The sequence below is a fragment of the Streptomyces sp. NPDC021100 genome, assembly GCF_044333095.1.
Taxonomy (GTDB): domain Bacteria; phylum Actinomycetota; class Actinomycetes; order Streptomycetales; family Streptomycetaceae; genus Streptomyces.
On record NZ_JBIRQH010000024.1, the window covers coordinates 1 to 24,125 of the forward strand.

The following is a 24,125-nucleotide window of genomic DNA, read 5'->3' on the forward strand; positions in this document are numbered from 1 at the left end:
CACCAGGCCCGCCGCAGCACGCCCGCCCGGACGCGAGACCCGGCAGCCGACCACAACACCGCCAGCACCGCCCGCGCCAGATGCGACCAACACCCCCCATCCCCCGCCGGGAGGGACGGGAACGGCGCCGACCCGCCACGCGATACCTCAACTGGAGGCCCAGCCGACAAACAGCCAGGTGCGGCCGTCGTCCAGCGGAATCGCCCCAGCCGGGCCCCACTTGTCACAGATCCTCGGATCGTTGCGGGCCAGCAGGTGACCGGCGTACTCCTCGGCGACCCCCTCGGGCACGCGGCTGTGCGTGAGCACCTCGACCTCCCCCTTCTCTGCGATCGTGCCGGTATAGCCTCCATGGCCGTATTCGTAAAAGGCGTCCTCCTTGGCGTTGCGGAACGCCTCCTCTGCGCTGTCTCCCGATCCCGTCGTAACGAACCCGGCGGCACCCACGGTGACTCCTTCCTGATCTGCTGAACCGACCGTCGCGAAACGCCCCAGGGGCGCATCTGCCGTAGAAGCCGAGCGCCCGACCGGGGGCTCAGCCGGAAGCACGCCGCCGAGGCGGCGCGCGGAGTGGGCTGCTGTGCGTTACCACCAGCCGCCGTCGCAGACCTGGCAGTGCTGCTCCAGAGGGACGTCGCACGCTTCACACTTGCCGTACCCGGCGCCCACAGCGGGCTGCGCGGCAACCTTCTCCTCCAGGCCCTTCGTGTCCATGATTTCCTCCTTCACGCCACGACCTTTTGACACTTAAGACTATACAGAAATCTCGCGGCGAGCGCGAGCCTTAAGGTGCAATCTCGACAGATGCGCACCAGCACCGACGAGCGCGGCAGAGGCGAGCGGCCGGCCATCGGCGACAGAGAACGGCCCCACCGGGGATCCCGGGGTGGCAGAGCTGGACGCAGACGGCGAACCCACACCCAAGACCGCTGACCCCATCACCACGTCCCGGCATGGAACGACGGAGGGCGTCGCGAGCCACTTCGGGCGATTCAGCCACAGGCGCACGCGGCAGCGCCCGTGGGATGGCAACACAGAGGCAACTGGGTAAGAGGTCGCACCGTACGCCTCTTAAGACTTGCATCAACGCCGCCACCCCATGTACAGTCTTAAGAGTCAACACAAAGACTGGCGCACCAACCGGGGAGACTCCATGAAGGCCACTCTCGACCTCAAGACCGCCACCGCCGACGGCCGGTACCTGGTCTCCACCGTGGAGCTTCCGGAGCCGACGCCGGAGGGTGAGCTGTTCGAGACGATGGTCTTCGACACCACGATCAACGACGAGGTCGACTCCCGGCGGTCGCCACCGAGGACGAAGCCATAGCCGGACACGAGGCCATGACTCGCGAAGTCATCCTCATTGAGGACGCCCTGAGCCCGTGACCCCGCCGCCGCCTTACGCGCGGCACCACCCGCCACCAGACAGCGGGCACCAGCTACCCGTCAGCTCGCCAACCCGCCGACACCTCTCCCCGCACCCTCTTCGCTCCGACATCGCCGCCACCATCGTTACGGAGAGCTCTTGTGAATCGCAGTCTGACCCGCCGCGTCATCCGCGCCTGGGACCGCACGCCCCGCAGCGCGCATCCCTACACGCATCTGGTGGCGGTGGAACTCACCTTCCCGGAGCACACTTTCGCGGACGCTCCGGACTTCTGGTCGCCCGGCCCGGGCTTCGCCGAATTGCTGCCCGGATCCTGGCTCTGCGACAACGGAGACGGAACCTGGACGGGCGTCGTGGCAGGTGTGGGGCCCAAGGAGCTTCCCGGTGCCGACGGGGGCCCGTGGGCGGAAGAGGAGGTCTGGACGGTCACGTCCGCCGACCGGGACGTCTTCGCCCACCTCGACGACAAGCCGCACCGGATCACCTGGACCCTGGGGCGCGCCGATGTGGAGATCTTGCGTGAGCCGTATGCCGCGCACCCCCAGGCGGCCGTGGACGACTACTGGCACGAGTTCTACCGGCGTTTCGGGTTCCGGCCCGACCGGCACCCCGACGGCCGGTACACCCTCACGCTGGCGTGTGCGCCCAACAGCCGGCAGGGCACGACGAGGCGGCTGACTCTGGCGTGCGGCTGGCTGATGAGGGAACTGGGGGCCCGTGCGTCCGTTTGCCATGTCACCGATCCGGGCGCGCGGGAGTACATCACGCCGCCGCCCGTCGCCCTCGCGGACACGGTCGCTTGCCGCGCAACCCGATGACCCTTAAGGCTTGCAGTCATCACAGATTAACTGTATAGTCTTAAGCGTCAGAACGCGGAAGCGACCGCCCCGTACTACAGGAGGAACCGTGAACACCGCCCTCGCCGAGCACAAGAACGCCGCCTACCTTGCGCTGCGCCTGCCCGCTGGCACGCAGGTGACGTACCACGGCACGCTGGCGGATGCGCACGGCCAGTGGACCGTGCACCCGTGCTCCTGCCGCCGCTGCTCTTGGGCGGTATGGCGTGAGCGCCCGGCCACCCGCTACGAACTCCGGGCGGTCGACGGTTCAGCCCCCGGCCCGGTTCACGTCCGCCACACCTCCGTGACTCCGGTGCCCAGCCGGGCCGAACTCAACGAAGCGGCCAAGTGGCTGTCCACCAAGTACGTCGCGGTACACCTGCGCAAGGAGCTGCGCCGCGCCTTTCCCGGCGTGAAGTTCTCCGTGCGCACCGGGCAGGGCGGGCGCTGGAGCGAGATCACGGTGCGCTGGAGCGGCGGACCGAACCGCACGGCCGTGGGCGCCGTCGTCGCCCCGCTGCGCGCCCACTACGGAAACGACGGCCGGTGCCGCCCCCGACCCATCACCGTCACCGTCGGCGGCCGCACCGCATCCGGCGCGCCGATGGTGAGCGCCATCCACCTCGCCCGCGCCTGACCACCCACCCCTCATTGACCCTTAAGGCTTGCATCCTTCCGTACTCACAGCGCATAGTCTTAAGGGTCAAGACGGGGAGTGTCCCAGCCCCAGAAGAGGCTAAGGAGCATTGATGACCAACCGCCCGAACAGCATGCACCCCTCCCCCTCGCGGACGACGAGGCGCAGCAGCGTGAGCTGATCGCGAACGCCGCGTGGTCCACCCTCTCCCGCGAGGGCCTGCGCCTGGCACTCGGGGGCCAGGGCTACAAGTTCCGCTACAGCGGGCGCTCCTACACGCTGCGCTGTCCGGCCGCGGACCACGGCAAGGGATCGCGCACCTGGACCGTGGAGCCCTCCGTCGCCCCCGACTCCCACCCGTTCGATAGCGGCATCACCTGGCAGGGCCGGGGCCGCAAGGCGGCGGTGGTGGCCATGGCCCGGTACGCCTACGGGCGTTTGTGCCCGCACCAGTACGTGACGGGGCGGGACACGTGCCCGAACTGCGACATCTACGACGCGGGCTGACCCGCGAGCCGCCCCGCGCGCTCGCCGGAGCACATGACACACGGCAGAGCCGGTGCCGCCCTCCGGCGGCCCGGCCCACCGCCTTCCCGATCGCTCATACACAGACCGAACACCGGACAGCCAGTCCTGGCCTTAAGGAGATCCCGTGCCCCAGGAACCCCAGTACCCCGACCTCCGCGTTCGACTGACCGGCACCGACGGCAACGTTTTCGCCGTCATCGCGCTCGTCCGGCGGGCACTTCGCTCGGCGGGACACCACGATGCCGCCACCGAATTCGCAGGCATGGCCACCCGCTCGCAGTCGTACGACGAGGTCATCCGGCTCGCCATGCGCACCGTGGACGTGTGCTGACCATGCAGCGCAGCCTTACCCGCCGCCTCCTGCGCGCCTACGACCGCCTGCCGGTCTCGGACGACCCTTGCGCCCATCTCATCGCGATCACGATCGCGTGGCGCACCGCGCCGGAGGCCGCCTGGACGCCTGGACCGGGCTTCATTCGCTCCGGCCGTTTCTGGGCCCGGGACAACGGCGACGGCACCCACACCGGGGTGATCGCCGGGTTCCGGCCCACGGGCGGGGACATGGACATCCCTGCCTGGGACGGCCGTCCGGGGCCGTGGAGCGATGACGAGGTGTGGACCCTCACCACGCCCCGGCCGGAGGATCTCGACAACGAACTCAACGCCAAGGCGTACCGCGTTCTGCCGTTCGCCTTCGCCGAGGACGTCACGCTGACGCGCGAGCCCTACACGGGCCACCCGGCGGAGGCCGCCGACGACTACCGACGGCACTTCGCCGGGCGCTACGGCGTCAGCCCGCAGGCCCTGGCCCCGACCGGAACCGGCTACCGGCTGGCCCTCTCGTACCGCCCCAACCTGGCCGGGCACCCCGTCCCCGCCGAACTGGCGCGCGGGCTGTCCCGGTTCGCCCGGGAGGCCGGCGCCACGATCCGCGTCCGCCGCACGACCGGGGAGCGCTGGGAACGTATGTCCCTCTGGCCGCAGGGCGCGGACGAACTGTCCCGCGCACTGCTGGCACGCCACGCGCGCTGAGCCCCGCGTACCGGCGGGCGACTCACCCCTTTTCTGACTCTTAAGACTTGCGCTTCCATTCACCCTCACCGTATAGTTTTAAGAGTCAACACGGCGGGTGTCGCACCCGCCTCACCGGAGAGGGAAAGGCCACATCATGCAGGAACTGCGCCTCGTCGACCCGAACAACCACACGGTCTCCATGCCGGGTTACACCACCGTCGTCACCGTCGCCGACGAGGACGTGGAGAAGGCCACGCAGATCCTGCTGGGCGAGCCCGCCCGGGCCCACGCGGACTTCTGGCGGCAGGTGGCCCTGGAGCACGCCCAGGCGTCCGGCGGCAAGGCGACCGTCACCGGCCAGAACGCCCTGGACACCGCCCGGCACTTCAGCGTGCGCCGCTACCGGGTCATCGCCACCCGCCTGTAAGACGCCCGGCCCCGCGCCGGGCGGCGCGGGGCCCTCCCGCCCGACCCCACTTCAACCCAGCCTCCGGGAGGCACCCTGTGATCACGCATGCCACCGCTCAGCGCATCGGAACCCGCAGCCACCAGTGCGACGCCACCTCGACGGCCACCGACCGTGGAACGCGCGCCTGGACCCTGCTGGACGGCATTGGCTCCACCACCGCCGTGCGCAACTGGACCCGCACCCAGGCGCGCCTGCTGGCCCGCGTCGGCGCACTGACCGCCAACCCCTGCGCCGCCCTCGCCGCCGTCCGCGCCGCAGTCGACCACCAGGACCCCCAGGCGCGCCGGGACCTGGAAAGCTTCGACGAGCCGAGCGCGGTGGCCGTCGTCGCAGTGCGGGCCGAGGGCGGACCGTTGCGCGTGGCCTGGTGCGGGGACGCACGGGCGTACTGGCTGGCACCCGGCAAGGACTTGCGCCGGCTCACGCGCGACCACAACGAGGCCGAGCGCGCCCGCGCCGAGGGGCGCAGCGCGCCGCGCTGGCACCGCAACATCGTCACCTCCCACCTGGGCCGCCATCCCGAGACCGGCGCGTTCGGCGAACTGGGTACGGCGCCGCCGGTTCGGGGGGCGGGGCGGTTGCTGCTGTGCTCGGACGGGGTGTACTCCCCCTTCGAAGACCACGACCGGGACATGAGCGCGCTGCTCGCGCGGGGCACGCCCCGCGCGGCCGCCACCGCGCTGGTCACCACCGCCGTCACCCTGCCCGACGAGCGCCACGACAACGCCACCGCCCTCATCGTCGATTTCGCCTGATCCTGCTTGAGAGAGGCCGCAGCTCATGTCCCTGACGTTCAGCGCCGAGTACCGGGGCTCCGTGGCGTACGTCGTGACGTGCGGGTGCGAGCCGGCCACCGCCCGGGCGCCCCGCTATGGCTCCTACGACGACGCCGCAGCCGCCGTCCACGCGGCCAGCGGTCTTCGTGAACGCGTCCCGCTGCCCGGCTGCCGGATGCCCGCGCAGTGCCCGCACTACCCTCTGCACGCCGAGGGGATCGACCCGGACGGCGCGGTGCCCGACGTCAACGTGCACGAGGAGAACGCGCGGCACCTGCTGGCCCTGCTGGGCCTGCCCGCCGGCGGGTGGCAGAGTCCGGCCGGCGCGTTCCTCGGACGTGTCCTGACTGCCCTGGCACTGACGCCCGGGACGGCAGGCACGCCGGGGGCGCCGGGATCCGCCTGCGAGCGCGGGCACCTGAGCCGCCGCCTGCTCGAGCTGCACGACCTGGCGCAGTGGTGCGCCCGGCGCGGGCGCGCCGTCACCTGGTCGTGACAGCGGCCACACTCCTTTCTTGACCCTTAAGGCTTGCATTCACCGCACAATGAACGTATAGTCTTAAGAGTCAGAAGGGCGGCGGGGTGGCCGCCGGTACGAACCGCGAGGAGTGATCAAAGTGACCGCCGTCATCACCGAATTCGACTACATCTCCTGCGCCGACTGCCCCGAGCGTTCCCTCTTCCTCGACGACGGCGACGAGGGCACCCACGCCGCCAGCGACGCTGGCTGGCACGTGCTCTACCTCGACGAGTGCGGCTGCCCCAACCGCTGCCGCGACTGCGCCGAGGAGTGGTGCGGCCTCGCCGACACCACCCCCCGGCTGATCGGCATGCGCGTCATCTGACCCCTCCCCCGGCGGCGGCCACCGGCCGCCGCCGGGCCCCAACACACACTCGGAGGACACCACATGAGCCACAGCGAATACACCGCGCTGGCCGAAGAGCTGCTGCACTCCGCCCACCGGATCATCAACAAGGACGGGCTCAACGACTTCCACCTCCAGCGCGCCCGCGTCGCCGTCGCCATCGCCGACGTCTACGCCCGCCTGGCCGACACCGCTCTGAGCGCGACGACCACCACCGACCGGCCGTAACCCCCCGCCCCGGCCCCGGCCGTGCCCTTCACCCCAGGCACGGCCGGACCGCCGGGCCCGCCGCCCCCACGGCGGGCCCGGCCACCACCGCCCATCGCCCTGCTCCGGAGCAGGGCCCACCCCGCAGAGGAAGGAACACCGCCCTGGCCACGCGTTCGATCATCGGATACCCCACCCCCGAGGGGTGGTACGGCATCTACGTCCACTTCGACGGCGACCCCGATACCAGGCTGCCCCTCCTGGCCTCGCTGTTCACCCAGTACAACGGCGACTACGCCGCACTGGTCGATGCCCTCATCGCCAGCCACCCCGGCGGCTGGTCCTCGCTCGGTGAACACTGTTACTGCCACCCGACCTACAACGACCCGGCCATGACCTACACCCATCAGGACCCGCCTGGGGCCTCGGACAGCGAGTGGCTTTATCTGCTGCGCCCCGACGGGATCAGCTGGTACCGGCCGGGACCCCAGCGCTGGCTCCACGCCGGTGACCGCCCCTGGTCCTGAAAACCCAGCCCCGCCACCGCCCTCCGCCGCTCCCCGGTCCGGCCCAACCCGGCCGAGCCGGGACACCGGGGCCCCGGCCTCGTTCCCAACCGGCGGCCGCACCGCACCGGCCCGGCCCGCCCGGCCGCCCCGGAACCCGCACCAGGCGGCGGCCCCTGAACCGGAAGGGAACGCACATAGCCACCTTGCTGCTCGGCCAGTGGAACGACGAACACGCCACCCTCACCATCACCGAGACCCACCAGATCGCGGACGGCGACCAGAACGCCATCGACACCACGTTCCAGGAAGCGCACGAGGCAGGTGACGCCGACTGGGCGTGCGCCTTCGACGTCGACCGCCACAGCGACGCCGTCCAGCGCGCCTACGAGGAATACGCCCGCGAGGCCGGCTTGCGCGTGGTGGACGACGTCGAAGGCCACGAACCCGTCACCTGGTGAGCCTCGCCCCGCCACACCGGCCCTACCGCCTCAGACCCTGTGAAAGGACACGCCTCCATGCCCTCCCTTCCCGACGACGCCGCCCAGGACGGCGCCGCGTTCGTGCCCGGCAGGCCGCTCACCCTCGCCAGCCCCGACCCGTCGTTCACGATCGTGGCCCGCCTCGACCCTTCGCTGATCTCCGACTCTGAAACTGCCCGTGCCGTCTTCGCCGACTGGTCCCGCGACCAGTTGTACGCCCTGGTCGGGATCCTCATGGACGAGGGCAACAAGCGGAACGAAAAGGAGCTGCTGGAGCTGCTGCGCTGGCTGTGTGAGAGCCACCCCGAGGCGGTGAAGGTCGAGTTCGTCACCGAGGAGTACGAGGACGGCGTGTTCTGGGATGACACCTTCTATGTCCACCGGGCCAACGGAACCGTCGTGCGGTACGAGTGGCCCGAGGAGACGGACCAGGAGTGGGAGGAGCGAGCCGACCAGTACATCGCACGCCTGTCGGACTACACCATGCCCCCTGTCCACGGTGCGCACCTGACCGTCGATCTGGCCACCGGCGAGTTCGACATCTCCGGCAAGTGGTCACTGGTCTGACCCCCGTCACGTCCTGCCACACCCGTGGCAGGACGTGACCGTTCACCCCCCCCTGCCCCACCCGCCCGTCCACCGTGCAGCCCCGTCGGAGGAACCCGTGAGAACCACCCACGTCTTCCACTACGACCACGCCCCCGTCAGAGTCCGCGTGCGCCACGGCCAACCCCTGTGGTTCGCCCGGGACCTGGCCGCCGCCCTCGGCGTACCCCTCCCACCGGGTCCCCTGCACCCCCAGTCCCCCACCAGCCTGCCCGGCCTCGCAACCACCGCACAGATATGGGCAATCGCCGAATCAGGCGGCCGCACACCGGAGAACTTCCGGGCCTGGGTGACCGAGGTATCCGCCCAGATACTCCCCCCACCCGCCCAGCACAGCCACCGCCCCACCACCCCACACACCGCCGTCGCATGAGACGGGGGGACCCGCCCGCGGTGCCGAGCTGCCGAGCGCACGGTCGACCCCGTTGCCGGCAGCCGGCCCCTACCGTGGCCCCGTTCTGCTCACGGCTCGAGAAGGAAGCGCCGGCGCCCAGCACCGTGCCCGTGGACGCCCCGCCGCACAAGGCCCCTGGCCGCCACGGCACGTGACACCGACGGCGGCCTTGAGGATCGCCCGGGAGGCAGTCCTCGACGCGGCGCTCGAGGACCGGGTGACGACCACGAGATCCGAGACGAACACAGCCCGGTACACACCCGCGCCCTGAGCCATGACCGACATGACCGCGGCCGCACCATCACCGCGCGGGCTCTCGCGCCGCCCGACTCCCCCGCTGCTCCCCCGCCTGCCGACTACCGGCGTGCCATTTGGTGCGCCCCTCGGCGGGCCGGACGCAAGCTCCCTCCGGCCGGGGCGTCCGCTGCCGCGCACAGGGCCCGGAAAGACGCCGGGGCCTGCCCGGGCCAGGACACCGCCGGCGGTCCCGCGCCTGCCGACCCGACGGCCGGCCGCCGCCCTGAGCGACCGGGCGCGGCCCCGCACCCGAAAGGGCCAAGAAGCACAGGCAGAGACGCGGCCGGCGCACGAAGCGCTCCCGGCCGACTGCGGGGAGCGCCCCCGCCGGTCCCCTGGACGCGGAAGGACACAGCGACGGCAGGGGCCGCGCGGGATGAAGGCGTAAGAACACGCGGCTCCTGCCACACCTCCATCATCACGCGGCCCCTGCCCGCGCGGCGGCTACCATCCGAGGCCGGCCCGGGGGCGACCGCAACGCCCGCCCCGTCACGCCCGGGCCCTCGACCCAAGGCATCGAGCACCGGTCTCTCCGCAGGGACGGCCTCCTGGTCCTCCAGGTCCCGTCGTGCCGCGGGCCCGCGGCACCGGATGCGGCCGCCGGAGCAGCAGCCGGACGAGGACGCCCCAGCCCCAGAGACCCAGCAGCCCCACCCCACCGCTTCCACCTGGGCAAACACTCCTCCCAGGACCCACAGACCCAGGACAAACAAGGGCAAAAAGCCCTGTTGGGTCTCGGCCAGACCCAGGAACGGAGGCAACGGCCGACCGCGAAGGGGAACACCGGCGGCCACCCTCACGGCACCCGGTGACCGCCTCGCGGGCGACGGCCGGCCCCGGGCCCTTCCAAGGCCGAGGGCGCGCACAGGCGGACAGGAAGCAGGCCGCCGACGTCCCGCTTCCGCACCGGAAACCGCCCCGCGGCCACCCCGGCGGGGTGGCCGCCGCAGCCGCCGCGCGCAGGACCCGGAAGGAGACGGGTCCGCCGGCACCCCACGCCGGCCGGCGCTGCAGCCGGGCACCGCCCGCCGCGGGCAGCGCCCCCCGCCCGCCGGCCGCACGAGGCGCTCCACGGGCCGAGGGCCAGCCGCCCCGGCCGGGCCCGCCCCCCCTGGGCCTTCACCCCCACCGGCCGGCAAGCAGGCCAGCACCCCAGACGCCGAAGTCGACCGCACCTCCCGCAGCACTCGCACTCGCGGCCCCGGCGACGCGGACCCAGAAGACCCAGGGCCCCGGCCTGGCACGTCTACCTGGGAAAACGCCCCTTCCAGGACCCACAGACCCAGGATGCGTGGGGCAGGTGGCCCCTCCTTGGGTCCTCGCCGGACCCAAGGCCCCGGTCTCACGCCGGCCGGCAGCGCGGGACAGACCCCAGCGCCCTGCGGGACACCGCGCCCCTCCGCACCTGCACCGGATCGGCGGTAACACCACGGCGGCCCGAGCCGCACTCACCCGCACCCGACAGCGCCTCGCCCGCGGCGACAGCAAGCTGCGCCCGGCGAAGCCGGCCACCGATCGCCGTCGCACTGCCGGGCCCGGCCTACGACGTCGGGCCGGCCAAGGTGCCCGCCACGCCGGCACAGCAGCAGGCGACAGCCGGGCAGGGGGCCGACGTCCGCAGCCGCGGCGATCCGGCGGCTGCCGCGCCGGGGCAGCATCCCGCCGCACAAACCGGCCGGCGCCGCCTCTCGCGAAACGGCCACGACACCCGACCGCACGACCGGCTTGCGGAGCCCGCCACACGGCACCACCCGCGGCCCCCGATTCAACACCGTGCTGCACCCACCCCCACCGCGAGCAGCAGCCCGTGTTTCCCCTCCCCGGCGCGCGAGGGGAAACGTCCGTTGCTGCAAGCGCGCCCGGGGCGCGCCCGCGCGTGCAGCGGAGACGGGAAACCACAGGCCAGCAAGTGCAGCAACACGCCGCACGCCACCCGGGGCCCGGGCGGCTGCCGCGCCCAGGCCCGGCGCGGCGGACGGATGGCAGCGGGCGGCCGTCCCGCGCGGGCGCACCGTCTTCCGCCCCCGTGCGGCAGCCGCCCCGGACCCGGGCGGCTGCCGCACGACAACCGGCGGACCGAGCAGCGGCAACCGGCCCCGCCAGCACCGCCCGCAGTCCGCACCACGGGACGGCGCAACGCGGGGAACCACACCCCCGATTCGCTCCTTAAGGCTTGCGCCACCAACACACAGCATGTATAGTTTTAAGAGACAGAGCGGGGCGGGGTGAAAGCCCCCGGCCCGCACGACCGAGACCGGAGGCGCCCCCTTGCCCTACACGCCCGACACCGCCACCGTGCAGCGCCTGGCCGAAGACCTCCTGCTCAACGGCCTCCAGAACACCACCGACGAATACGGCTGCATCGGCGAGTTCATCCAGGACGAGGCCGCCAACCTCAGCGAGGAGGACTTCGACACCCTGCACCGCGCCGTCGCCGACGCCGCGAGCACCGCGACCGTGACCATCACCTGGCCCGACCAGACGCCGTAGGCGCCTCAGCGTGGGCGCGGCACTCCCCACCGCGCCCACGCCCCCACCAGCCCCCAGGGGGCACCACCACTCCTCGCCCCGGCGCCCGGGGCGCGCACCTCACCGATCGGAGACCGCATGACCGACCTGCTGCCCCTCGCGCAGCTCGCCCTTCCGCCCGGCCTGCCCCACCACGTCTACGAGGAGCACAACCGCAGGCGCAAGGCCACCGCCATCGCCTACAACATCCTCATCGACCACAACGGCCGCATCACCCCCTCCCAGCTCAAGCGGATCACCTCCTCCGACATGGACCGCGCCGCCGACCGCGCGGGCGTCCACCGCCCCGACAGCCCCCACACCCGCGCCCTCATCCGCGCCCTCCTGCGCACCTACACCACCACCCCCACCCCCCAGCCCGCCGACCGCGACGAGCCGACACCCCGGCCCGAAACCCGGTACATCACCGCACACACCATCACCCACACCACCCACCACCAGCCCGACCACAACTCCCAGCCCAGCAGCGAACTCGCCCACGCCCTGACCAACCTCATCGAAACCATCGAACGCACCCTGCGCTAACCAACCCAACCCCACCGGGCCCCGCACGCCCCGCACCCGCACCCGGGCACCCAGCGCACCCGGCCCGCCGCTGCGCCAGGCACGCGAAGGCCCCGGGGCGGGCGGGGGCGGCGGAGCCCGGGGAACGGGAGGCACAGGAACCCCGTCCTGGCGACCGCGCTGGTCGCGGACATCCCCAGGTCCTCATCGATCACCAGGACCCGGTCCGTCTCCCAGCCCAGCGTGCCCGCCCGGTCCACCAGGGCGTACTGCAGACGCGTCGACTCCTTGTGGTCCACGAGCTGCTGCCGCGTCGACTGCCGGATATAGACCACCGCGAGTCGCTGGAGGTGGCGGTCGCACACCTTGCTGTCGGCCCGTTCCCAGGGCATCACCGCCGTCATGGCCGGTCTCGCTCAGCCGTCGCCGCTGCGGCGGTCATCGCGCGGCCGGCCAGTTTCGCCAGCTGCCGCACCACCGTCTGCCGGTTTACCTCCGGCAGCCCGTCCCAGACCCCTTCGCCCGGCACCGCGGGCTCGGTCGTCTGGGGCCGGCATCATCCGCGTCGCGCATGACGACCCGATCCCCTCGCCGCACTTCCCGGCCCGCAACCGCTCGGCCACCACGGCCAGCCGCAGCAGGCCCTCACGACCGATTATCGGCGCAGGCACACACTCCTGACCATCCATAAGTGCAGTGTGATTGGGCGATAGAACGCACCCTGAGCTGGCTGATGCACGCCCGGCGCAACGTCCGGGACTACGAGCGCCTGCCCGAACACGCCGAAGCACACCTCACCTGGTCGCTGATCACCGTCATGACCCGGCGCCTGGCCCGCGGCGGCCGGGCCTGCACCGACACCTGGGACAAGAAGCACCCCAACGGGTGACGCGCGACTCACAGCCTGCGCGAGAACCCCGCGGCTCGACTACTCGCCCTTCGGGAACTCAGACGGCCACTCTGTCCCAGCCAGTGGACTTGCTGCCAGGCTCTGCGCCGCCAGCGTGGCGTTATCTGGCACCTCACCAGGGCGGAGGTGGCCCCACCGATCGCAAACCCATTCGGCAAGGTCATCCACAGACATGGTGCTCGGGTCCGGCGTCCGATCGTCAGTGCCCGTCATATACCGCACCATATCGCCCCGTGGCTCTCAGTCTTCCGGTTCGTCACCCCCGCCGAAGCGTTGACGCCAGCGCAGGGCCTCCTCGTTCTGCCACTGCACCGCGCGGTCGATCTGCGACTGGTCCAATCCCGTCTCGGCCATCAGCTCCTCGGCACTGACCCGGCCGCCGTGCTGCTCGATCGCCCTGCCGATCTTCCCCGCCCACAGTTCTTCCTCAACGAACGGCCGCTGTTTGTACTGCTCGACCAGCTCGGCGAGATGCTCGCGCGAGCATGCCGTCAAGAACCGCTTGCCGTCGAACTTCGCGTCCTCGGAGTGAATGACAGAGGAGTCCGGCACCAGGGCATACAGCTCGCTGTCGTCCGTGATGACCGCCCCGCACAGATCGCACAGCTCTGCCCCGACTCCGTCCTCACCGAGCTCCTCATCAGGGCCGCCTTCGTCGTCGCTCACACCGGCTTTCTACCCCGGCGACCCTGCAGGTCAGGGACGACTCACCGGCATGCGGCCATACCACTGCGGCCCTTTGTCCGGGGAGGAGCAAAGGGCCGCACCATGGGGACGGGCTACCTCGTCACCTGGAAACCCGCCCGCCCGACCGACCCTAGACCGCTGGCCACGGCTTACACGATCCCCCGGAAGACGTATTCCCGGGTCGCCGACCGGGACGACGGCCCGGATTTCCACGCACTCAAGGACGGCGAGACCGCGAGCCAGGCGCCCGTCACCCGGGTACGCATTCCCGCCGGTCAGCACGAGGCAATGCCGCCGCACTAGTGTGCCGGCGACCTCACGCTGGTGCACACGGACGGCGTGTCCACCTTCAGCTTCGACGCCATGTACACCACGCTCGACGATCTGCTGAACGATTTCACCTGTGTCGATCAGCCCTCACCGGCAGACGTGCTGACGGTGAATCTGGCCACCGGCGACATCAGCCGCTGACCCACGCGGCCCGGCCGGCTGATGAGCATCCGGCGGCCGGTGTGCCGAGGCCGCCCCCGTCGTCTCGCGCCCAGCCCGGGGCGTTCCCATCCCCTTCCCGGCTGTCCGGGTTCCCGCGCCGTCCCGAGCCACGGCCCTGCCATGACGCCGCCCGACAGACGGCTCGAGCCTTCGGGCACGTCCATATCCGCTGCGCCCGTGCCGGGGCCGGCCAGTGGCCGTTCGGCAGCCAGATCACCGGACCGGCGCCGGTTCCCCTTCGCTTGCTCCACCGATCCCCGCGGCGGCACAGCACCGGCCACCGCTTCATGCCACCGGACTGCAGGAGAGAGCTTCGTTGACCGACATCCGCCTCCGTTACGAGAGCCCTACTTTCGAGGCCTTCCCGCACGCGCTCGTTGTGGACGGCGTGCCTGACGGGCTCGCCGGCCTGCCCCGCGGGCATCACTGTTGGAGAGCGAGACCCTGGGCCTGGCCCCGGGCCACTACCAGGCCGGCCCCCTGCCGCTCGGCCTGGACGGCGCCGGGCGCACCCTGTACCGCGTCAGCGCCGCGGAGGCCGCGGCGATCACGGCCGAAGGCGCCACGATCCGCACGCCCGCGGCCTGCCCCGACTGGCCTCACCCCTTCGCCGTACCGGTAACGGGCATGCGGTTGCGCGACCTGCGCGCCTTCCTGCAGCAGCACGGTGACCTGTCGGACGACACCGCCGAGCTCGATGTCAGGATCGGCTGGTACGTTCCCGACCTGTGCTTCAACGGTCCCCGCGGAGCCTTTTGGAACCCTCGGCGGAACGCGAGTGATCCCCGCCCGGACCGCAGCATCCCGGCCGTACTCATCTCCCCGTCCGCCTGACGCAGCCGGACCCACCGGGCCAATGCGTTCGAGCCGCATGGAGGATCCGGAGCCGGACACGAGCCGATGTCCGGTCTCAGGTAGGCGCCAGACCCGACAATCCGGGCATGAGCAAGCGCACGGTGTGGGCCGAGCACCTGGGGCTGTGGAACTTCCACGACACCCTTCACGAGGCCCTGTGGGACCGCGAGGGAGCCCGCGGCACGGCGGAGTGCGCCCTGGGCGCCGAAGAGGTATGGGACTACGACGGCGTGGCGCGCGGGTGGTGCGAATTCCTGCGGGAGCAGCTGGCGGTACACGGCCTGCACTACGACCTGGAGGAAGACCTGGTCACGCTCCCCGCTTCGGTGGAGGCCGGCAGTGCGCGCCGGATCTGCCGCACCCTGATGGACGAGCACTTCGTGCACTGGATCGCAGGAGTAGTGGCCGAGACGCGCGAAGGCAAACCCGACCCCCGGAAGTGGGATGTGCGCGCCGATGACGACCGCGGCGGGCGCTGGGTGCGCATGGCACAGGACTGAGGGGGCGCATGCCGGCCGACCACCGGCATGCGCAGAGCGGCTCGCCGGGAGGCTGTACCGGAGCGGCGGCCGGCCGGACCCCCTGCCCGGCCGGCTAGTACGCCCGCGTAGCGACCGGCCGCCGTAGGACCCGCAGCGTGCGCGCGCGGGGCTGCCCCTGCCGGTCCCCGGGCGGGTAACCACGCTGGAGCGCTCACGAAGGCCGGTCATCCCCACCGCCTCATCATTGACCCTTAAGACTTGCATTCACCCGACTCTGGCCGTATAGTTTTAAGCGTCAAGAGGGAACAGGGGAGAGCATGGCGCACAAGGAAGTCCGACAACTGATGAAGGCTCTTGAGAAGCAGGGTTTCGAGGTCAGGCAGACCAAGAACGGCCACTACCAAGTCTTCAAGGACGGCGGCTTCGTCACCGTGCTCCCCGGGACGCCGTCCGACCACCGGTCCCTGAAGAATTCGATGGCATACCTGAGAAGAGCCGGATTCAAGCGCTGACGGCGCCGGGCCGCTGGGAGAGTAGTCCCGGCGGCCCGCTTCGCCACCCGACCTCGAAGGAGATACCCGCACGTGACCACCGCCTTCAGCGTGTATGTGGAGTTCGACCGCCCCGGTGCGGACCCCGACACCTGCACCCGCCTGCTCGACGCCCTCGAACAGCACGCCCCCGACGCCGCCGTGGGTCCCGCCGAGAACCGCAATCTCTCGGTCCGCCTCTTCGTCGACGCCGGCAGCGTCGCCCACGCCTTCACCCTCGGGCTGGACGCCGTCCAGCGCGCCGCCGTCTCCTGCGGCATCTCCCCTGACACCGTCACCGCCGCCACCGTCATCACCGAGGACGAGTTCGACCGCCGCGAGGCCCAGAGCGAGGTCCCCGAGCTGGCCGGGCTGGCCGAAGCCGCCGACATCATCGGCGTCAGCGGCAACGGCCTGGGGCGCCTGCTTGCCGAACTCGAACCCCACGTCGTGCAGGTGCTGAAGACCGGCCCGCTCTTCCTCGCTTCCGGCCTGGAGGAGGTCCGCGCCCGCCATGCCCTCTCCCCCGCCCAGCAGTCCCTCCTCGACGCACTGAACGCCGTCGCTTTGGGCGCGGCGCCGCCCACCGCGCTCGCGCGGCAGGCCGCCGAGGCGGTCACGGACGTCCGGCCCGACGGGCGTCTGCGCGTGCGTCAGGGCACTACCTCCCGCACCAGCACGCTCCTGAGCGCCTTGGCCGACCGTGCGCTCGTCGAACTCCACCAGGACGTCGGCGACAGCGGTGACGTGCTCGTGACCGTCACCGCCCGGGGCCGGCGCCACGCGACCGCCCCCGCCGACGACACCCAGGCCACGGGGGCGGCACAGCCGTAAGCGGCATGGACCGCTCGGCACAACGCTGCTCCCCCGGCCGTCGCACTGGCCGGCGCCTGCGCGTCCACGGGAGGGGACGGGGTATCTGTCCCGAACCCGGAGCGGTTTGACGGTGAGCTCCCACGAGCGGCGTGTCAGGAAGGGACCAGCGGCAAGGAACATCGCGGCTACTGTCCTGCGGCGGAAACGAGTCGCGACGGCACCACCGGTGAGTACACCGCGGAACCCCCGCCAGGGGGTGGACCGCTACATCGCGGCGCGTCGGCGGCGGTGCTGCAACGCCCGCGGGCCAGCGCTGTGACTGCTGCGCGGGCACCGAGTGAGCCCTCCAGGGCCGTCCACGTTCTTGGGGTTTCGGATCACGCGGCGGGGTTCCCGGGTCGCGTGAGCAATCGATCGGCAGTCCAGCCCGGCCCCGGCCGTCCGCTCGCCGGGAGGGCTTTCGTCGTCACAGGTCACGGCGACGCAGGGCCGGGCTACCGCGGGTCTACTGCGTGTGGTCACGCTGGAAGGGAGGGGGAACGCCTGCAGGTCAGACCGGACGCACCGGCGAGCCCTGTTCCGACACTCCGGGCCCGCCCTGCCGGCCGGGGCGTTTACCGCTCGAGGCGGCGATCTCGCACGCGCGGTGGCGCCGAATCTGGCCGGAAAGGGCCCCGGAGCCACCCGGCGCACGGCACCGCTGCCCGCCGGCGGCCGGGCTCAGGCTGCGGCTCCCGGTTCTGTAGCCATGCCACCCGGCGCCCGGTGATCCTCCGGCAGCGGCCGGGCCGCGTACTCAGCCAGACGCTGCCGCCAATCCGTCGCCGGCCGAGACGGTGCAACCTCGCCCCGGAGCTCGCGCAACTGATAGAGCTTCTCCTCCATCAGGTGCCGCGCACACCGATCCCCCGCCTCCTTCGCGGCGGCCCGCGCCGCCTCCTGGGCGAGAGCCGCGCTGGCGTAGCGACGGCGTCCCCGCCACATCGCGTCGAAGGCCTGCTGCGCCTCGACTTGCGCAGCTTCGCCGAGTCCCGCAGTGCGGAGCGCCCACTGACGACGCTGGTCGCGCAGTCGCTCGGCGTGAAAACGAGTCTCCAACACGATCATGTCCTCGTGCAGACCCTGGCTGCGCAAAGCCGTGGCCGCCTCATCCAACGTCCGACGGATGTCCTGGGCACAGCGCTCGGAGGCCTCGGCCAACGCGGCAGCGTCACCGAGGTCGGCGGTGAACGCCACCGTGAGGTCGACGATTTCGCCGATGACCCGCTGGGTCATACGTCGCCACGAGCACACCGGACACAGTCCGACGGCATTCGGAAGACCGCAATCCGCGCAGGGACGACTGAGTTCCTGCTGCCGGTCGGCTTCGCGAACCCGCTGCTGCTCGGCCAAGGCCGCCTGGACCTTGGCCCTGTCAGCAGCGGCCTGCTCACGGCGACGCGCCGCCCTCTCGGCGCGGAGGGCCACGTCGTGGCGCAGACGGCGTTCGACCTCGGCGCGCAACCATGTGCGCTCGGCGCCGGCGAACTCGGCTTGCACCTGGGCCGCAACGCGCACCCGCAAGGCTCGCCGGTCTGCGATGAGCACGTCGCAACCGGGGCACTGCCGGCCGGTATCCATCCGCACCCCGTCGTCGCACAGAACCGAGCAGCAACCAGGCCGCTGTGGCAGTCCCCGGCTGATGAACCACCCGACGGGATCGGTGACAGGCTGACCCAATTGCCGCTCCAGACGCCGCTGGAGACGCTCGCCCAAGGCCTGCCGCGCGTACTCGGGCCCCACCAGGCCCTCCAAGAGGCGCAGCTCCCTGGCCAGCAGGGTACGGACCCTCCTTCGCGCCGAGGCCCGGCCGATGCGCTCCCACACCAACCTCACCGGCTCCAGTACGTCAACGAGGTCCTGCGGCACGGCAGCTGGCCGGGAAGCGACGATGGCGAGACGGCCCGTGATGGGTGAGGGAAGGAGAGAAAGGGGTGGGTGCTGTTCCCCGCGAAGCGGGCCGCCTGCAGGGCACGTTGCCTTCGCCGCATCACGCGGCATCGGCCCGCGGTCCTCGCGCGCGCTCGCGCGTTCCGGCCGACGGCAGTCCCCACGATCGGCTACGCCGGAAAAGCCCAAAACAACCTCACCAGACTCACCCACATCACCCAACGGCGCGTGGGAAGCGTGGAGCTGTGCACTGCCAGCCACGTCGGGCGCATCCACGTCAACCCTGTGTTCTCCCAGGTCAGAGGGCCTATCCGTGGAAACATCGAGTGCTCCGGCGGCATCCTGGTCCCTGAGTGCACCACCGACGGAGGCACAGGAGGCGTCGTCGAGCGCGTCGAAGGACAACTGAGCCCAGCCGTCGCCCTCCAGCACCAACTCCTCTGCCGCCGTCTGCGCGCACGCCGGGCAGCCACCTTCGACGACCCGGCCCCCAGGCTCCGCCGACTCCGGCTCATCAGAGACATCCGGCAGAGACAGCACCGTGCTACGGCCGTACGCGGCAGCGACCGCCGGAACCACCAGGCGGCACTTCCCCGACCGCTCATCGTGATCCACGACCACGAGCTCCTGGGCCGCCAGGCCTTCAACGACCATCGAGGCCTCAGCAACCGAACACCCCAGCAAGCGCGACACAGTCACATCAACCCGGCACTCGCCCTCACGCACGGCGCCACCGACCAGGCGCACCCGGCCATCAGGACGCGTGCGCAGGACCATCCGCAAAAGCGCGAGCCGCTCCGCCGCAGCGCCTCTCCCCCGACGCAGCCCGAGCAAACCCGGTGGCGTGACAGGACCATCAACCGGCTCCCACCCCGGAGCGAACACCCGCTCACACAACCGCAGCAGCAGCGCCAAGTCCTTCTTCGCCAGCACCAACGGATGCCGCGGGTCCTCCAGCGCCGCAGTCAGCGGCAGCAACTCCCACTCCAAACCCGTGACCCGACGCCGCCCGTCCTCCCCAACCTCCGTGACAACCTCTGTCACCACTGAGCCCGCCCCACGCATCCCAGGCAAGACCTGGCGGGCAACCAGAGATCTCGACAACCCAAGCCAGCGCCCACCCTCCCCCGTCAGCAACCGCAGCTTCGACAACCCCACCGGCATCTTCGCCAGCACCACCACCGCCATCAACCGCTCCGTCAACGGCCGGCGGACAAGCGCACGATCCTCAAGAAGCGCCCCCACCGCGGCATCCAGACGCTGACGAACCGCATCGTTGAGCACCAGGGCATCACCGATACCGGTCGCCGGCTCCGGCCCAGCCTGCTCTACACCACGCAGACCAGACCGGAGACCACGGCGCGACGCACCAAAAACCGTGGGCCCTGCCACGAAAGAACCAGAACGAGCCGCCCCTCGCACCGTTGCAGGCACGACTGAGCCAGCCCTCGAGCGGGGGGCGATGATGTGCTCCATGATCGAAGTGAGGGGGAAAGGCCCGCTGAGCCCGGGCCGATTACGGCAAACGCAGATCCGGACCGCAGGGGAGACGGTGGTCAACTACCGACCTGGTGGCCGTGGCCTCGGGGCTCCGCGACAGGCTCGGGACCCCAGATTCCATACCTATGTGCATTCGGCCCAGTGCTCAGGTGAGGGGTGACGTCGAGACAGACGTAACGGGCTTGCTTCCGATTCTCAGAGGAGGAAGACGCTCGACATCAGCCCGAGGGGCAATGAGCGCTTTACCGGCTCGGATGCTGCGACGGCGCCTTTCGCTGCTCTGAGGGACATGTCATCGGCACTAGTGCACTGCTTGACGACGACGGCGTGAGGACAAGGACGCTATGGCTTCGGGAAGTTCAGCGACCCACAAACCGACGGGGATGCGGAAGGCAACACGACCATTGAGGTGGTCGAGGTCGAATGCGGCACGCTGTCCGGGCGTGGTGACGAGATGGACGGAATCCTCAAGGACCCACAAGGCTGTTTCTGGCGTGGTCTGAGGGTCGGAGACAGCTTGGCGTCCTGCTTCGACCGCGCTGTGTTGCCAGAGCTCAAGATCTTGGCGTGCGCTGCGCGGTCGACGGTTCCCAGGCCAGACGATCTGGGACACAAACGCGTAGACCCGCAAGCCCACGACCGCGTCTTCAAAGTGAGGGGCGTGCAGGACTCCCTGATCGCGCGCCTTCCAGGCCCACGATTCGCTCAGGCCGGCAGCCGTTGCGACAGCGCTGGTACTGAGCTGGGTGCTGGTCTCAGCCATAGGTGTGCTCCGCAGTCATACGGGTGGATCATCGGAGACCACGCTACCTCAAAGAGCGGCAGGTTTTCTTCTGTCACTAGACATTGGCGTGTCGGGCAGTGGGCGAGATGCCCGAAAAACCCGAAGTCCAGACGACAGTTGGGCCATTGTCCACTTGACCGGTGGTCAGAATGGTCTAGTGACACGGGCGGGAGAAGGCGGGGAGGGGGCGCAATCGCCAGGTCTGCGACTAGGTAGGTCGGTAGATACATCGTCAGTGAGGGCGGTGTGGACGAGAAGATAGAGATGGGTATGGGAATGGGTATAGCCAGCACGATAGTGCTGGCTATACCCATCGGTATATCTATGAATTTAGGCGAGCGCAGTTCAGGGTGCAGAAGGCGGCACGACCGGCGTTCCGCGCCGCGCTGGGCGTGGAAGTGGGCCTTCTGCGTCCAGCGCGCGGAGAAGACGCTCGATCGCAGCGGAGACTACGTACAACCCCCGTCGGCCGTAATCCGCTTCCTGTAGGTCCTGATTGAGAGACGCCATGAGGGTGTGGGCCTCAGGACCTACCCGGTACGTCGACTGTCGGCCCTTCTCGACCACTCCCATGCGCTCGTCGAGGAACTGCTGGGCGGAAGCGATCTGGTCCTCCACCCCTGTCGGAGCATGTCGCAGGGCGGCATCGAGATAGTGGCCCATAGCCAGGCCGCCAACCTTGGACGTTCTGCGATCCCGGGCCATACGCGACTTGAGCGCGGTCAACACCTCAGGTTCGATACGAAACCCGTGTTGCTGCCATTTTTCTGAGTGGATCTTGGCCTGAGCGAAGCTCTCGTGGACTGCACGATGCGCCCAAGGGCCGCGCTGTCCTTTGGGACGTCGGCGCGCGCTGGCGGGAGGATCCGGTGTCACCGTCACGAGGGTGACAGAATCGGTCTCTCCTTCTACTTCAAGGGCTGGCGCAGTTTGATCCACCGCAGCAGGAGTCGCGGATGCCTCGGCCAGGTCAAGAGCCGGAAGGGACGGAGTAGCGGCCTGGGCAGGCGCACCCGAGATCGCAGCCGGGACGGCGGCATCTGAGCCCGTCGCCGCGGTACTGACGTCGGCCTGATGGTCTGGGGCGGCTTGAGGCAGTCGTGCGTCGTCTGCCAGGGCCGGAGGAGGCGTGGCCGGCTCCGGGACTTGGGATGTGCTGCTGTGCTCAGGAGGAGCAGCAGGGAAATCTTCTGCGACGGACGCGGTTTCACCGGCTACTTGGGGTGCTGAAGGAGCAGCGGGATCAGGGACGAAGGTGGCTTGCTGTGCGGGAGTTGGGGTGGCGGGACTACCTCCGCCGAGGAATGACCGTTCGGCAACCTCGTCGGCGCCTGCTAGGAGGTTCTGCAGGAGTGCAGCGGGTTGGCCCTTGTCGCGGCTGATGGACTGAAAGGCGGAGGCGGTCTTCTTCTTACCCTTGCTACTGGAGGCGTTACTCATCGGTGGTCCCCGTAGCAATGAGCTCGGGAGTCTCCCACTTCTCTACAGGCTGATCGATCCTGGCGAGAACTTCGCCCATCAGCTTGGCGTACTGCTTACCCGGCGCGTGGTTGGCGAAGCGGAGAACCGCAGGCTGGCCATATGCGTATGACCCGGAGATGCGGTCGTCCTTGCGGATGTCCGTGACGAAGGGGAACAATCCGGCCTCAATTACACCATTCCGAATGGTGACCTCTTGGGCCTTCATCTGGGATGGTGCACTGGTGCGGTTGAGGACAGCACCGAGGTACTGCGGATCACACTCGCCCCCGGTCCGGTCCTTGACGTATCCGACAGTTCCACGGATAGCGACGGCGCCCTTGAGCGTGGAGTACTCGGGGTAGCAGACGGTTAGGACGTAGTCGGCTGCAGCGAGCGCCGTTGCTGCCAACGAGGAGACGGCGGGGGGGGTGTCGATCACGACAAAGTCGAAGTGCTCCTCCACTTCGATAAGCATGCGCCGCAGTATCGGAGTGGCCTGGTACCCCTTCTTGTGGATGAGGTCCTGCGCCGCAGACATGGTGGACTCTTCGCCGGCCAGCAGGTGGAGGCTTCCCCCACTGTCCCAGTCCTCAAGGAGCTCGTTGCGATCGAACATGATGCTGGTGAGAGCTATGCGCATGCTCTGCATGCGCGCCTGAAGCGCCCATCCGAGAGAACGGGCGAGCTGATCCTCACCAGAGAGGTTTACGCCCAGGGCCGTGCCTGCCTGCGCTTGCGGATCAAGATCAACTACAAGTACCCGTTGGCCGGCGAGTGCCAGCCCAGCGCCGAGGTTAACGGTCGTGCTGGTCTTGCCGACTCCCCCCTTCTGATTCGCGACCGCAAGGACTCTCATCGCCCTGTTCCGCCTCTCCTGGTGTCTAGGTAAGTACCGTTATGCGTGAGATCCCTTGACACCAGGACGCATGCTGCGGCGCTGACGATCAGTGGCCCGATGAATGCCCTGTATTGCAGGGGTTCTGAGCGCTCGGTGCGAGGTCCGCGTCGCTGATGTCTCTAGTGACACGGGATCTTCGCGCATGACCATAGCAGGAACAGGGCGTGCTGCCCGGTCGACTCGCGGGATCTGGCGGTCCGTAAGAGCGGTTGGTCTACGCCGAAGCAGCGTCATGGATCGCAGGCACCCGGGAGGGGCAGGGAGCCGGAGCGGCAAGTGGATGAGAAGTGAGCCCGTCTGCGAGAAGGCCACGGGGCTTGGCCGCCAGCTCGACTGACATGGGGCAGGTCAGTTCCGTAAGCGGCGACGTGAAGAAGCAGGCGTCTAGTGGATGAGTCAGACAGCAGACGAGCGTGGTAGCTGACGGGAAGAAAGGACTGCTCGTCAGGTAGCCCAACAGCCAGGAGGCCCGTCGGATCGGCAGGAGACCGAGCAGGCTGTAAGTCAGCGTTTCAGAGCGTAGGTTCGTCAGCCCAGTAGCTGGCGAGGGGGCAAGACTGAACGTCAGGTAAGGCAGCGGCTAAGAGGCGCGTCGGGTCGCTAGAACGCAGAAAGGTCAGTAAGGCGGTATGCCAGGCGGCAAGTCCGTCAGAGCAGTAGGGGGCTAATCACAGTGCGAGTCAGCAGAAAAGCAAGCGCACTCGGCCATAGGAAAGACGGTTCAGTGAGCCAGCAGAAAG

31 protein-coding genes are annotated in these 24,125 nt (G+C 69.9%); 24 read left to right on the top strand and 7 right to left on the bottom strand.

Annotated features, from left to right (window positions below):
* Positions 1–147: 147 nt before the first annotated feature.
* Both ACH4PU_RS30805 and ACH4PU_RS30810 read right to left on the bottom strand, forming a co-directional pair.
* A complete protein-coding gene (locus ACH4PU_RS30805; protein WP_398279335.1) occupies positions 148–447 on the bottom strand; it encodes a hypothetical protein in 300 nt (99 codons plus the stop codon).
* Positions 448–585: 138 nt separating this feature from the next.
* Positions 586–714: a hypothetical protein gene (locus ACH4PU_RS30810; RefSeq protein WP_398279339.1), complete on the bottom strand. Its 129-nt coding sequence runs from the start codon at positions 712–714 to the stop codon at positions 586–588.
* A 439-nt stretch (positions 715–1,153) separates the two neighbouring features.
* Here ACH4PU_RS30810 and ACH4PU_RS30815 point away from each other — a divergent pair, with 439 nt between their 5' ends.
* From ACH4PU_RS30815 to ACH4PU_RS30895, 17 genes are all read left to right on the top strand, one after another.
* Positions 1,154–1,327, top strand: a complete 174-nt coding sequence (locus ACH4PU_RS30815) for a hypothetical protein (protein WP_398279342.1) — start codon at positions 1,154–1,156, stop codon at positions 1,325–1,327.
* A gap of 200 nt (positions 1,328–1,527) precedes the next feature.
* The gene (locus ACH4PU_RS30820; protein WP_398279345.1) at positions 1,528–2,205 is read left to right on the top strand and encodes a hypothetical protein; all 678 of its coding nucleotides are present in this window, start codon (positions 1,528–1,530) and stop codon (positions 2,203–2,205) included.
* Between the two features lie 88 nt (positions 2,206–2,293).
* Positions 2,294–2,863, top strand: coding sequence for an LPD29 domain-containing protein (locus tag ACH4PU_RS30825; RefSeq protein ID WP_398279348.1), 570 nt, complete (start codon positions 2,294–2,296; stop codon positions 2,861–2,863).
* 78 nt (positions 2,864–2,941) lie between these two features.
* Entirely contained in the window at positions 2,942–3,370 is a 429-nt protein-coding gene (locus tag ACH4PU_RS30830; RefSeq protein WP_398279351.1) for a hypothetical protein, read from the top strand.
* Between the two features lie 145 nt (positions 3,371–3,515).
* Positions 3,516–3,722 carry a hypothetical protein gene (locus tag ACH4PU_RS30835; RefSeq protein ID WP_398279354.1) on the top strand — a complete coding sequence of 69 codons (207 nt, stop codon included), beginning with the start codon at positions 3,516–3,518 and terminating at the stop codon, positions 3,720–3,722.
* Positions 3,716–4,423 carry a hypothetical protein gene (locus tag ACH4PU_RS30840; RefSeq protein ID WP_398279357.1) on the top strand — a complete coding sequence of 236 codons (708 nt, stop codon included), beginning with the start codon at positions 3,716–3,718 and terminating at the stop codon, positions 4,421–4,423. Before ACH4PU_RS30835 ends, ACH4PU_RS30840 begins: the two co-directional genes overlap by 7 nt.
* Positions 4,424–4,559: 136 nt before the next feature.
* Positions 4,560–4,832: a hypothetical protein gene (locus tag ACH4PU_RS30845; protein ID WP_398279360.1), complete on the top strand. Its 273-nt coding sequence runs from the start codon at positions 4,560–4,562 to the stop codon at positions 4,830–4,832.
* A gap of 77 nt (positions 4,833–4,909) precedes the next feature.
* Positions 4,910–5,629 carry a PP2C family protein-serine/threonine phosphatase gene (locus tag ACH4PU_RS30850; protein ID WP_398279363.1) on the top strand — a complete coding sequence of 240 codons (720 nt, stop codon included), beginning with the start codon at positions 4,910–4,912 and terminating at the stop codon, positions 5,627–5,629.
* Positions 5,630–5,654: 25 nt separating this feature from the next.
* Entirely contained in the window at positions 5,655–6,146 is a 492-nt protein-coding gene (locus ACH4PU_RS30855) for a hypothetical protein (protein ID WP_398279366.1), read from the top strand.
* A 121-nt stretch (positions 6,147–6,267) separates the two neighbouring features.
* Positions 6,268–6,495 (top strand): hypothetical protein, encoded by a 228-nt coding sequence (locus ACH4PU_RS30860; RefSeq protein ID WP_398279369.1) that lies wholly within the window; start codon positions 6,268–6,270, stop codon positions 6,493–6,495.
* A gap of 63 nt (positions 6,496–6,558) precedes the next feature.
* A complete protein-coding gene (locus tag ACH4PU_RS30865; RefSeq protein ID WP_398279372.1) occupies positions 6,559–6,744 on the top strand; it encodes a hypothetical protein in 186 nt (61 codons plus the stop codon).
* A 371-nt stretch (positions 6,745–7,115) separates the two neighbouring features.
* A complete protein-coding gene (locus ACH4PU_RS30870) occupies positions 7,116–7,250 on the top strand; it encodes a hypothetical protein (RefSeq protein ID WP_398279375.1) in 135 nt (44 codons plus the stop codon).
* 185 nt (positions 7,251–7,435) lie between these two features.
* Entirely contained in the window at positions 7,436–7,690 is a 255-nt protein-coding gene (locus ACH4PU_RS30875) for a hypothetical protein (protein ID WP_398279378.1), read from the top strand.
* Positions 7,691–7,747: 57 nt separating this feature from the next.
* Positions 7,748–8,278, top strand: coding sequence for a hypothetical protein (locus ACH4PU_RS30880; protein WP_398279381.1), 531 nt, complete (start codon positions 7,748–7,750; stop codon positions 8,276–8,278).
* Between the two features lie 97 nt (positions 8,279–8,375).
* The gene (locus ACH4PU_RS30885; RefSeq protein ID WP_398279384.1) at positions 8,376–8,690 is read left to right on the top strand and encodes a hypothetical protein; all 315 of its coding nucleotides are present in this window, start codon (positions 8,376–8,378) and stop codon (positions 8,688–8,690) included.
* A gap of 2,586 nt (positions 8,691–11,276) precedes the next feature.
* Positions 11,277–11,498: a hypothetical protein gene (locus tag ACH4PU_RS30890; RefSeq protein ID WP_398279387.1), complete on the top strand. Its 222-nt coding sequence runs from the start codon at positions 11,277–11,279 to the stop codon at positions 11,496–11,498.
* Between the two features lie 117 nt (positions 11,499–11,615).
* Complete coding sequence (locus ACH4PU_RS30895) at positions 11,616–12,062, top strand: hypothetical protein (RefSeq protein ID WP_398279390.1); 447 nt, start codon at positions 11,616–11,618, stop codon at positions 12,060–12,062.
* Here the strand turns inward: ACH4PU_RS30895 and ACH4PU_RS30900 are convergent.
* Positions 12,059–12,445: a hypothetical protein gene (locus ACH4PU_RS30900; RefSeq protein ID WP_398279393.1), complete on the bottom strand. Its 387-nt coding sequence runs from the start codon at positions 12,443–12,445 to the stop codon at positions 12,059–12,061. The genes ACH4PU_RS30895 and ACH4PU_RS30900 overlap by 4 nt on opposite strands.
* A gap of 287 nt (positions 12,446–12,732) precedes the next feature.
* Here ACH4PU_RS30900 and ACH4PU_RS30905 point away from each other — a divergent pair, with 287 nt between their 5' ends.
* Entirely contained in the window at positions 12,733–12,930 is a 198-nt protein-coding gene (locus ACH4PU_RS30905; RefSeq protein ID WP_398279396.1) for a hypothetical protein, read from the top strand.
* Between the two features lie 261 nt (positions 12,931–13,191).
* On the opposite strand, the gene ACH4PU_RS30910 is transcribed toward ACH4PU_RS30905, so the two are convergent.
* Entirely contained in the window at positions 13,192–13,617 is a 426-nt protein-coding gene (locus ACH4PU_RS30910) for a hypothetical protein (protein ID WP_398279399.1), read from the bottom strand.
* A gap of 102 nt (positions 13,618–13,719) precedes the next feature.
* On the opposite strand from ACH4PU_RS30910, the gene ACH4PU_RS30915 reads away from it, so the two are divergent.
* The 6 genes from ACH4PU_RS30915 to ACH4PU_RS30940 all read left to right on the top strand — a co-directional run bounded on the left by ACH4PU_RS30915 (position 13,720) and on the right by ACH4PU_RS30940 (position 16,831).
* Entirely contained in the window at positions 13,720–13,941 is a 222-nt protein-coding gene (locus tag ACH4PU_RS30915) for a hypothetical protein (protein ID WP_398279401.1), read from the top strand.
* Positions 13,942–13,977: 36 nt separating this feature from the next.
* Positions 13,978–14,109 (top strand): hypothetical protein, encoded by a 132-nt coding sequence (locus ACH4PU_RS30920; protein WP_398279404.1) that lies wholly within the window; start codon positions 13,978–13,980, stop codon positions 14,107–14,109.
* 450 nt (positions 14,110–14,559) lie between these two features.
* Positions 14,560–14,964: a hypothetical protein gene (locus tag ACH4PU_RS30925; protein WP_398279407.1), complete on the top strand. Its 405-nt coding sequence runs from the start codon at positions 14,560–14,562 to the stop codon at positions 14,962–14,964.
* 107 nt (positions 14,965–15,071) lie between these two features.
* Complete coding sequence (locus tag ACH4PU_RS30930; RefSeq protein ID WP_398279410.1) at positions 15,072–15,485, top strand: hypothetical protein; 414 nt, start codon at positions 15,072–15,074, stop codon at positions 15,483–15,485.
* 326 nt (positions 15,486–15,811) lie between these two features.
* Positions 15,812–15,979, top strand: a complete 168-nt coding sequence (locus tag ACH4PU_RS30935; protein WP_398279413.1) for a hypothetical protein — start codon at positions 15,812–15,814, stop codon at positions 15,977–15,979.
* A gap of 72 nt (positions 15,980–16,051) precedes the next feature.
* Positions 16,052–16,831: a hypothetical protein gene (locus ACH4PU_RS30940; protein ID WP_398279416.1), complete on the top strand. Its 780-nt coding sequence runs from the start codon at positions 16,052–16,054 to the stop codon at positions 16,829–16,831.
* Positions 16,832–17,533: 702 nt separating this feature from the next.
* Here ACH4PU_RS30940 and ACH4PU_RS30945 read toward each other — a convergent pair.
* The 3 genes from ACH4PU_RS30945 to ACH4PU_RS30955 all read right to left on the bottom strand — a co-directional run bounded on the left by ACH4PU_RS30945 (position 17,534) and on the right by ACH4PU_RS30955 (position 23,343).
* Positions 17,534–20,026: a hypothetical protein gene (locus ACH4PU_RS30945; RefSeq protein WP_398279419.1), complete on the bottom strand. Its 2,493-nt coding sequence runs from the start codon at positions 20,024–20,026 to the stop codon at positions 17,534–17,536.
* Between the two features lie 517 nt (positions 20,027–20,543).
* Positions 20,544–21,005, bottom strand: coding sequence for a hypothetical protein (locus ACH4PU_RS30950; protein WP_398279422.1), 462 nt, complete (start codon positions 21,003–21,005; stop codon positions 20,544–20,546).
* 1,453 nt (positions 21,006–22,458) lie between these two features.
* On the bottom strand, positions 22,459–23,343 hold the full coding sequence (locus ACH4PU_RS30955) for a ParA family protein (RefSeq protein ID WP_398279425.1): 885 nt from the start codon (positions 23,341–23,343) through the stop codon (positions 22,459–22,461).
* Between the last annotated feature and the right edge of the window lie 782 nt (positions 23,344–24,125).

Bases quoted from the DNA above. Each gene is read 5' to 3' on its own strand.
- ACH4PU_RS30810 (WP_398279339.1), bottom strand. From the start codon at position 714: ATGGACACGAAGGGCCTGGAGGAGAAGGTTGCCGCGCAGCCCGCTGTG.
- ACH4PU_RS30815 (WP_398279342.1), top strand. From the start codon at position 1,154: ATGAAGGCCACTCTCGACCTCAAGACCGCCACCGCCGACGGCCGGTAC.
- ACH4PU_RS30845 (WP_398279360.1), top strand. From the start codon at position 4,560: ATGCAGGAACTGCGCCTCGTCGACCCGAACAACCACACGGTCTCCATG.
- ACH4PU_RS30855 (WP_398279366.1), top strand. From the start codon at position 5,655: ATGTCCCTGACGTTCAGCGCCGAGTACCGGGGCTCCGTGGCGTACGTC.
- ACH4PU_RS30865 (WP_398279372.1), top strand. From the start codon at position 6,559: ATGAGCCACAGCGAATACACCGCGCTGGCCGAAGAGCTGCTGCACTCC.
- ACH4PU_RS30870 (WP_398279375.1), top strand. From the start codon at position 7,116: ATGACCTACACCCATCAGGACCCGCCTGGGGCCTCGGACAGCGAGTGG.
- ACH4PU_RS30880 (WP_398279381.1), top strand. From the start codon at position 7,748: ATGCCCTCCCTTCCCGACGACGCCGCCCAGGACGGCGCCGCGTTCGTG.
- ACH4PU_RS30895 (WP_398279390.1), top strand. From the start codon at position 11,616: ATGACCGACCTGCTGCCCCTCGCGCAGCTCGCCCTTCCGCCCGGCCTG.
- ACH4PU_RS30900 (WP_398279393.1), bottom strand. From the start codon at position 12,445: ATGACGGCGGTGATGCCCTGGGAACGGGCCGACAGCAAGGTGTGCGAC.
- ACH4PU_RS30915 (WP_398279401.1), top strand. From the start codon at position 13,720: ATGGGGACGGGCTACCTCGTCACCTGGAAACCCGCCCGCCCGACCGAC.
- ACH4PU_RS30930 (WP_398279410.1), top strand. From the start codon at position 15,072: ATGAGCAAGCGCACGGTGTGGGCCGAGCACCTGGGGCTGTGGAACTTC.
- ACH4PU_RS30935 (WP_398279413.1), top strand. From the start codon at position 15,812: ATGAAGGCTCTTGAGAAGCAGGGTTTCGAGGTCAGGCAGACCAAGAAC.
- ACH4PU_RS30950 (WP_398279422.1), bottom strand. From the start codon at position 21,005: ATGGCTGAGACCAGCACCCAGCTCAGTACCAGCGCTGTCGCAACGGCT.
- ACH4PU_RS30955 (WP_398279425.1), bottom strand. From the start codon at position 23,343: ATGAGAGTCCTTGCGGTCGCGAATCAGAAGGGGGGAGTCGGCAAGACC.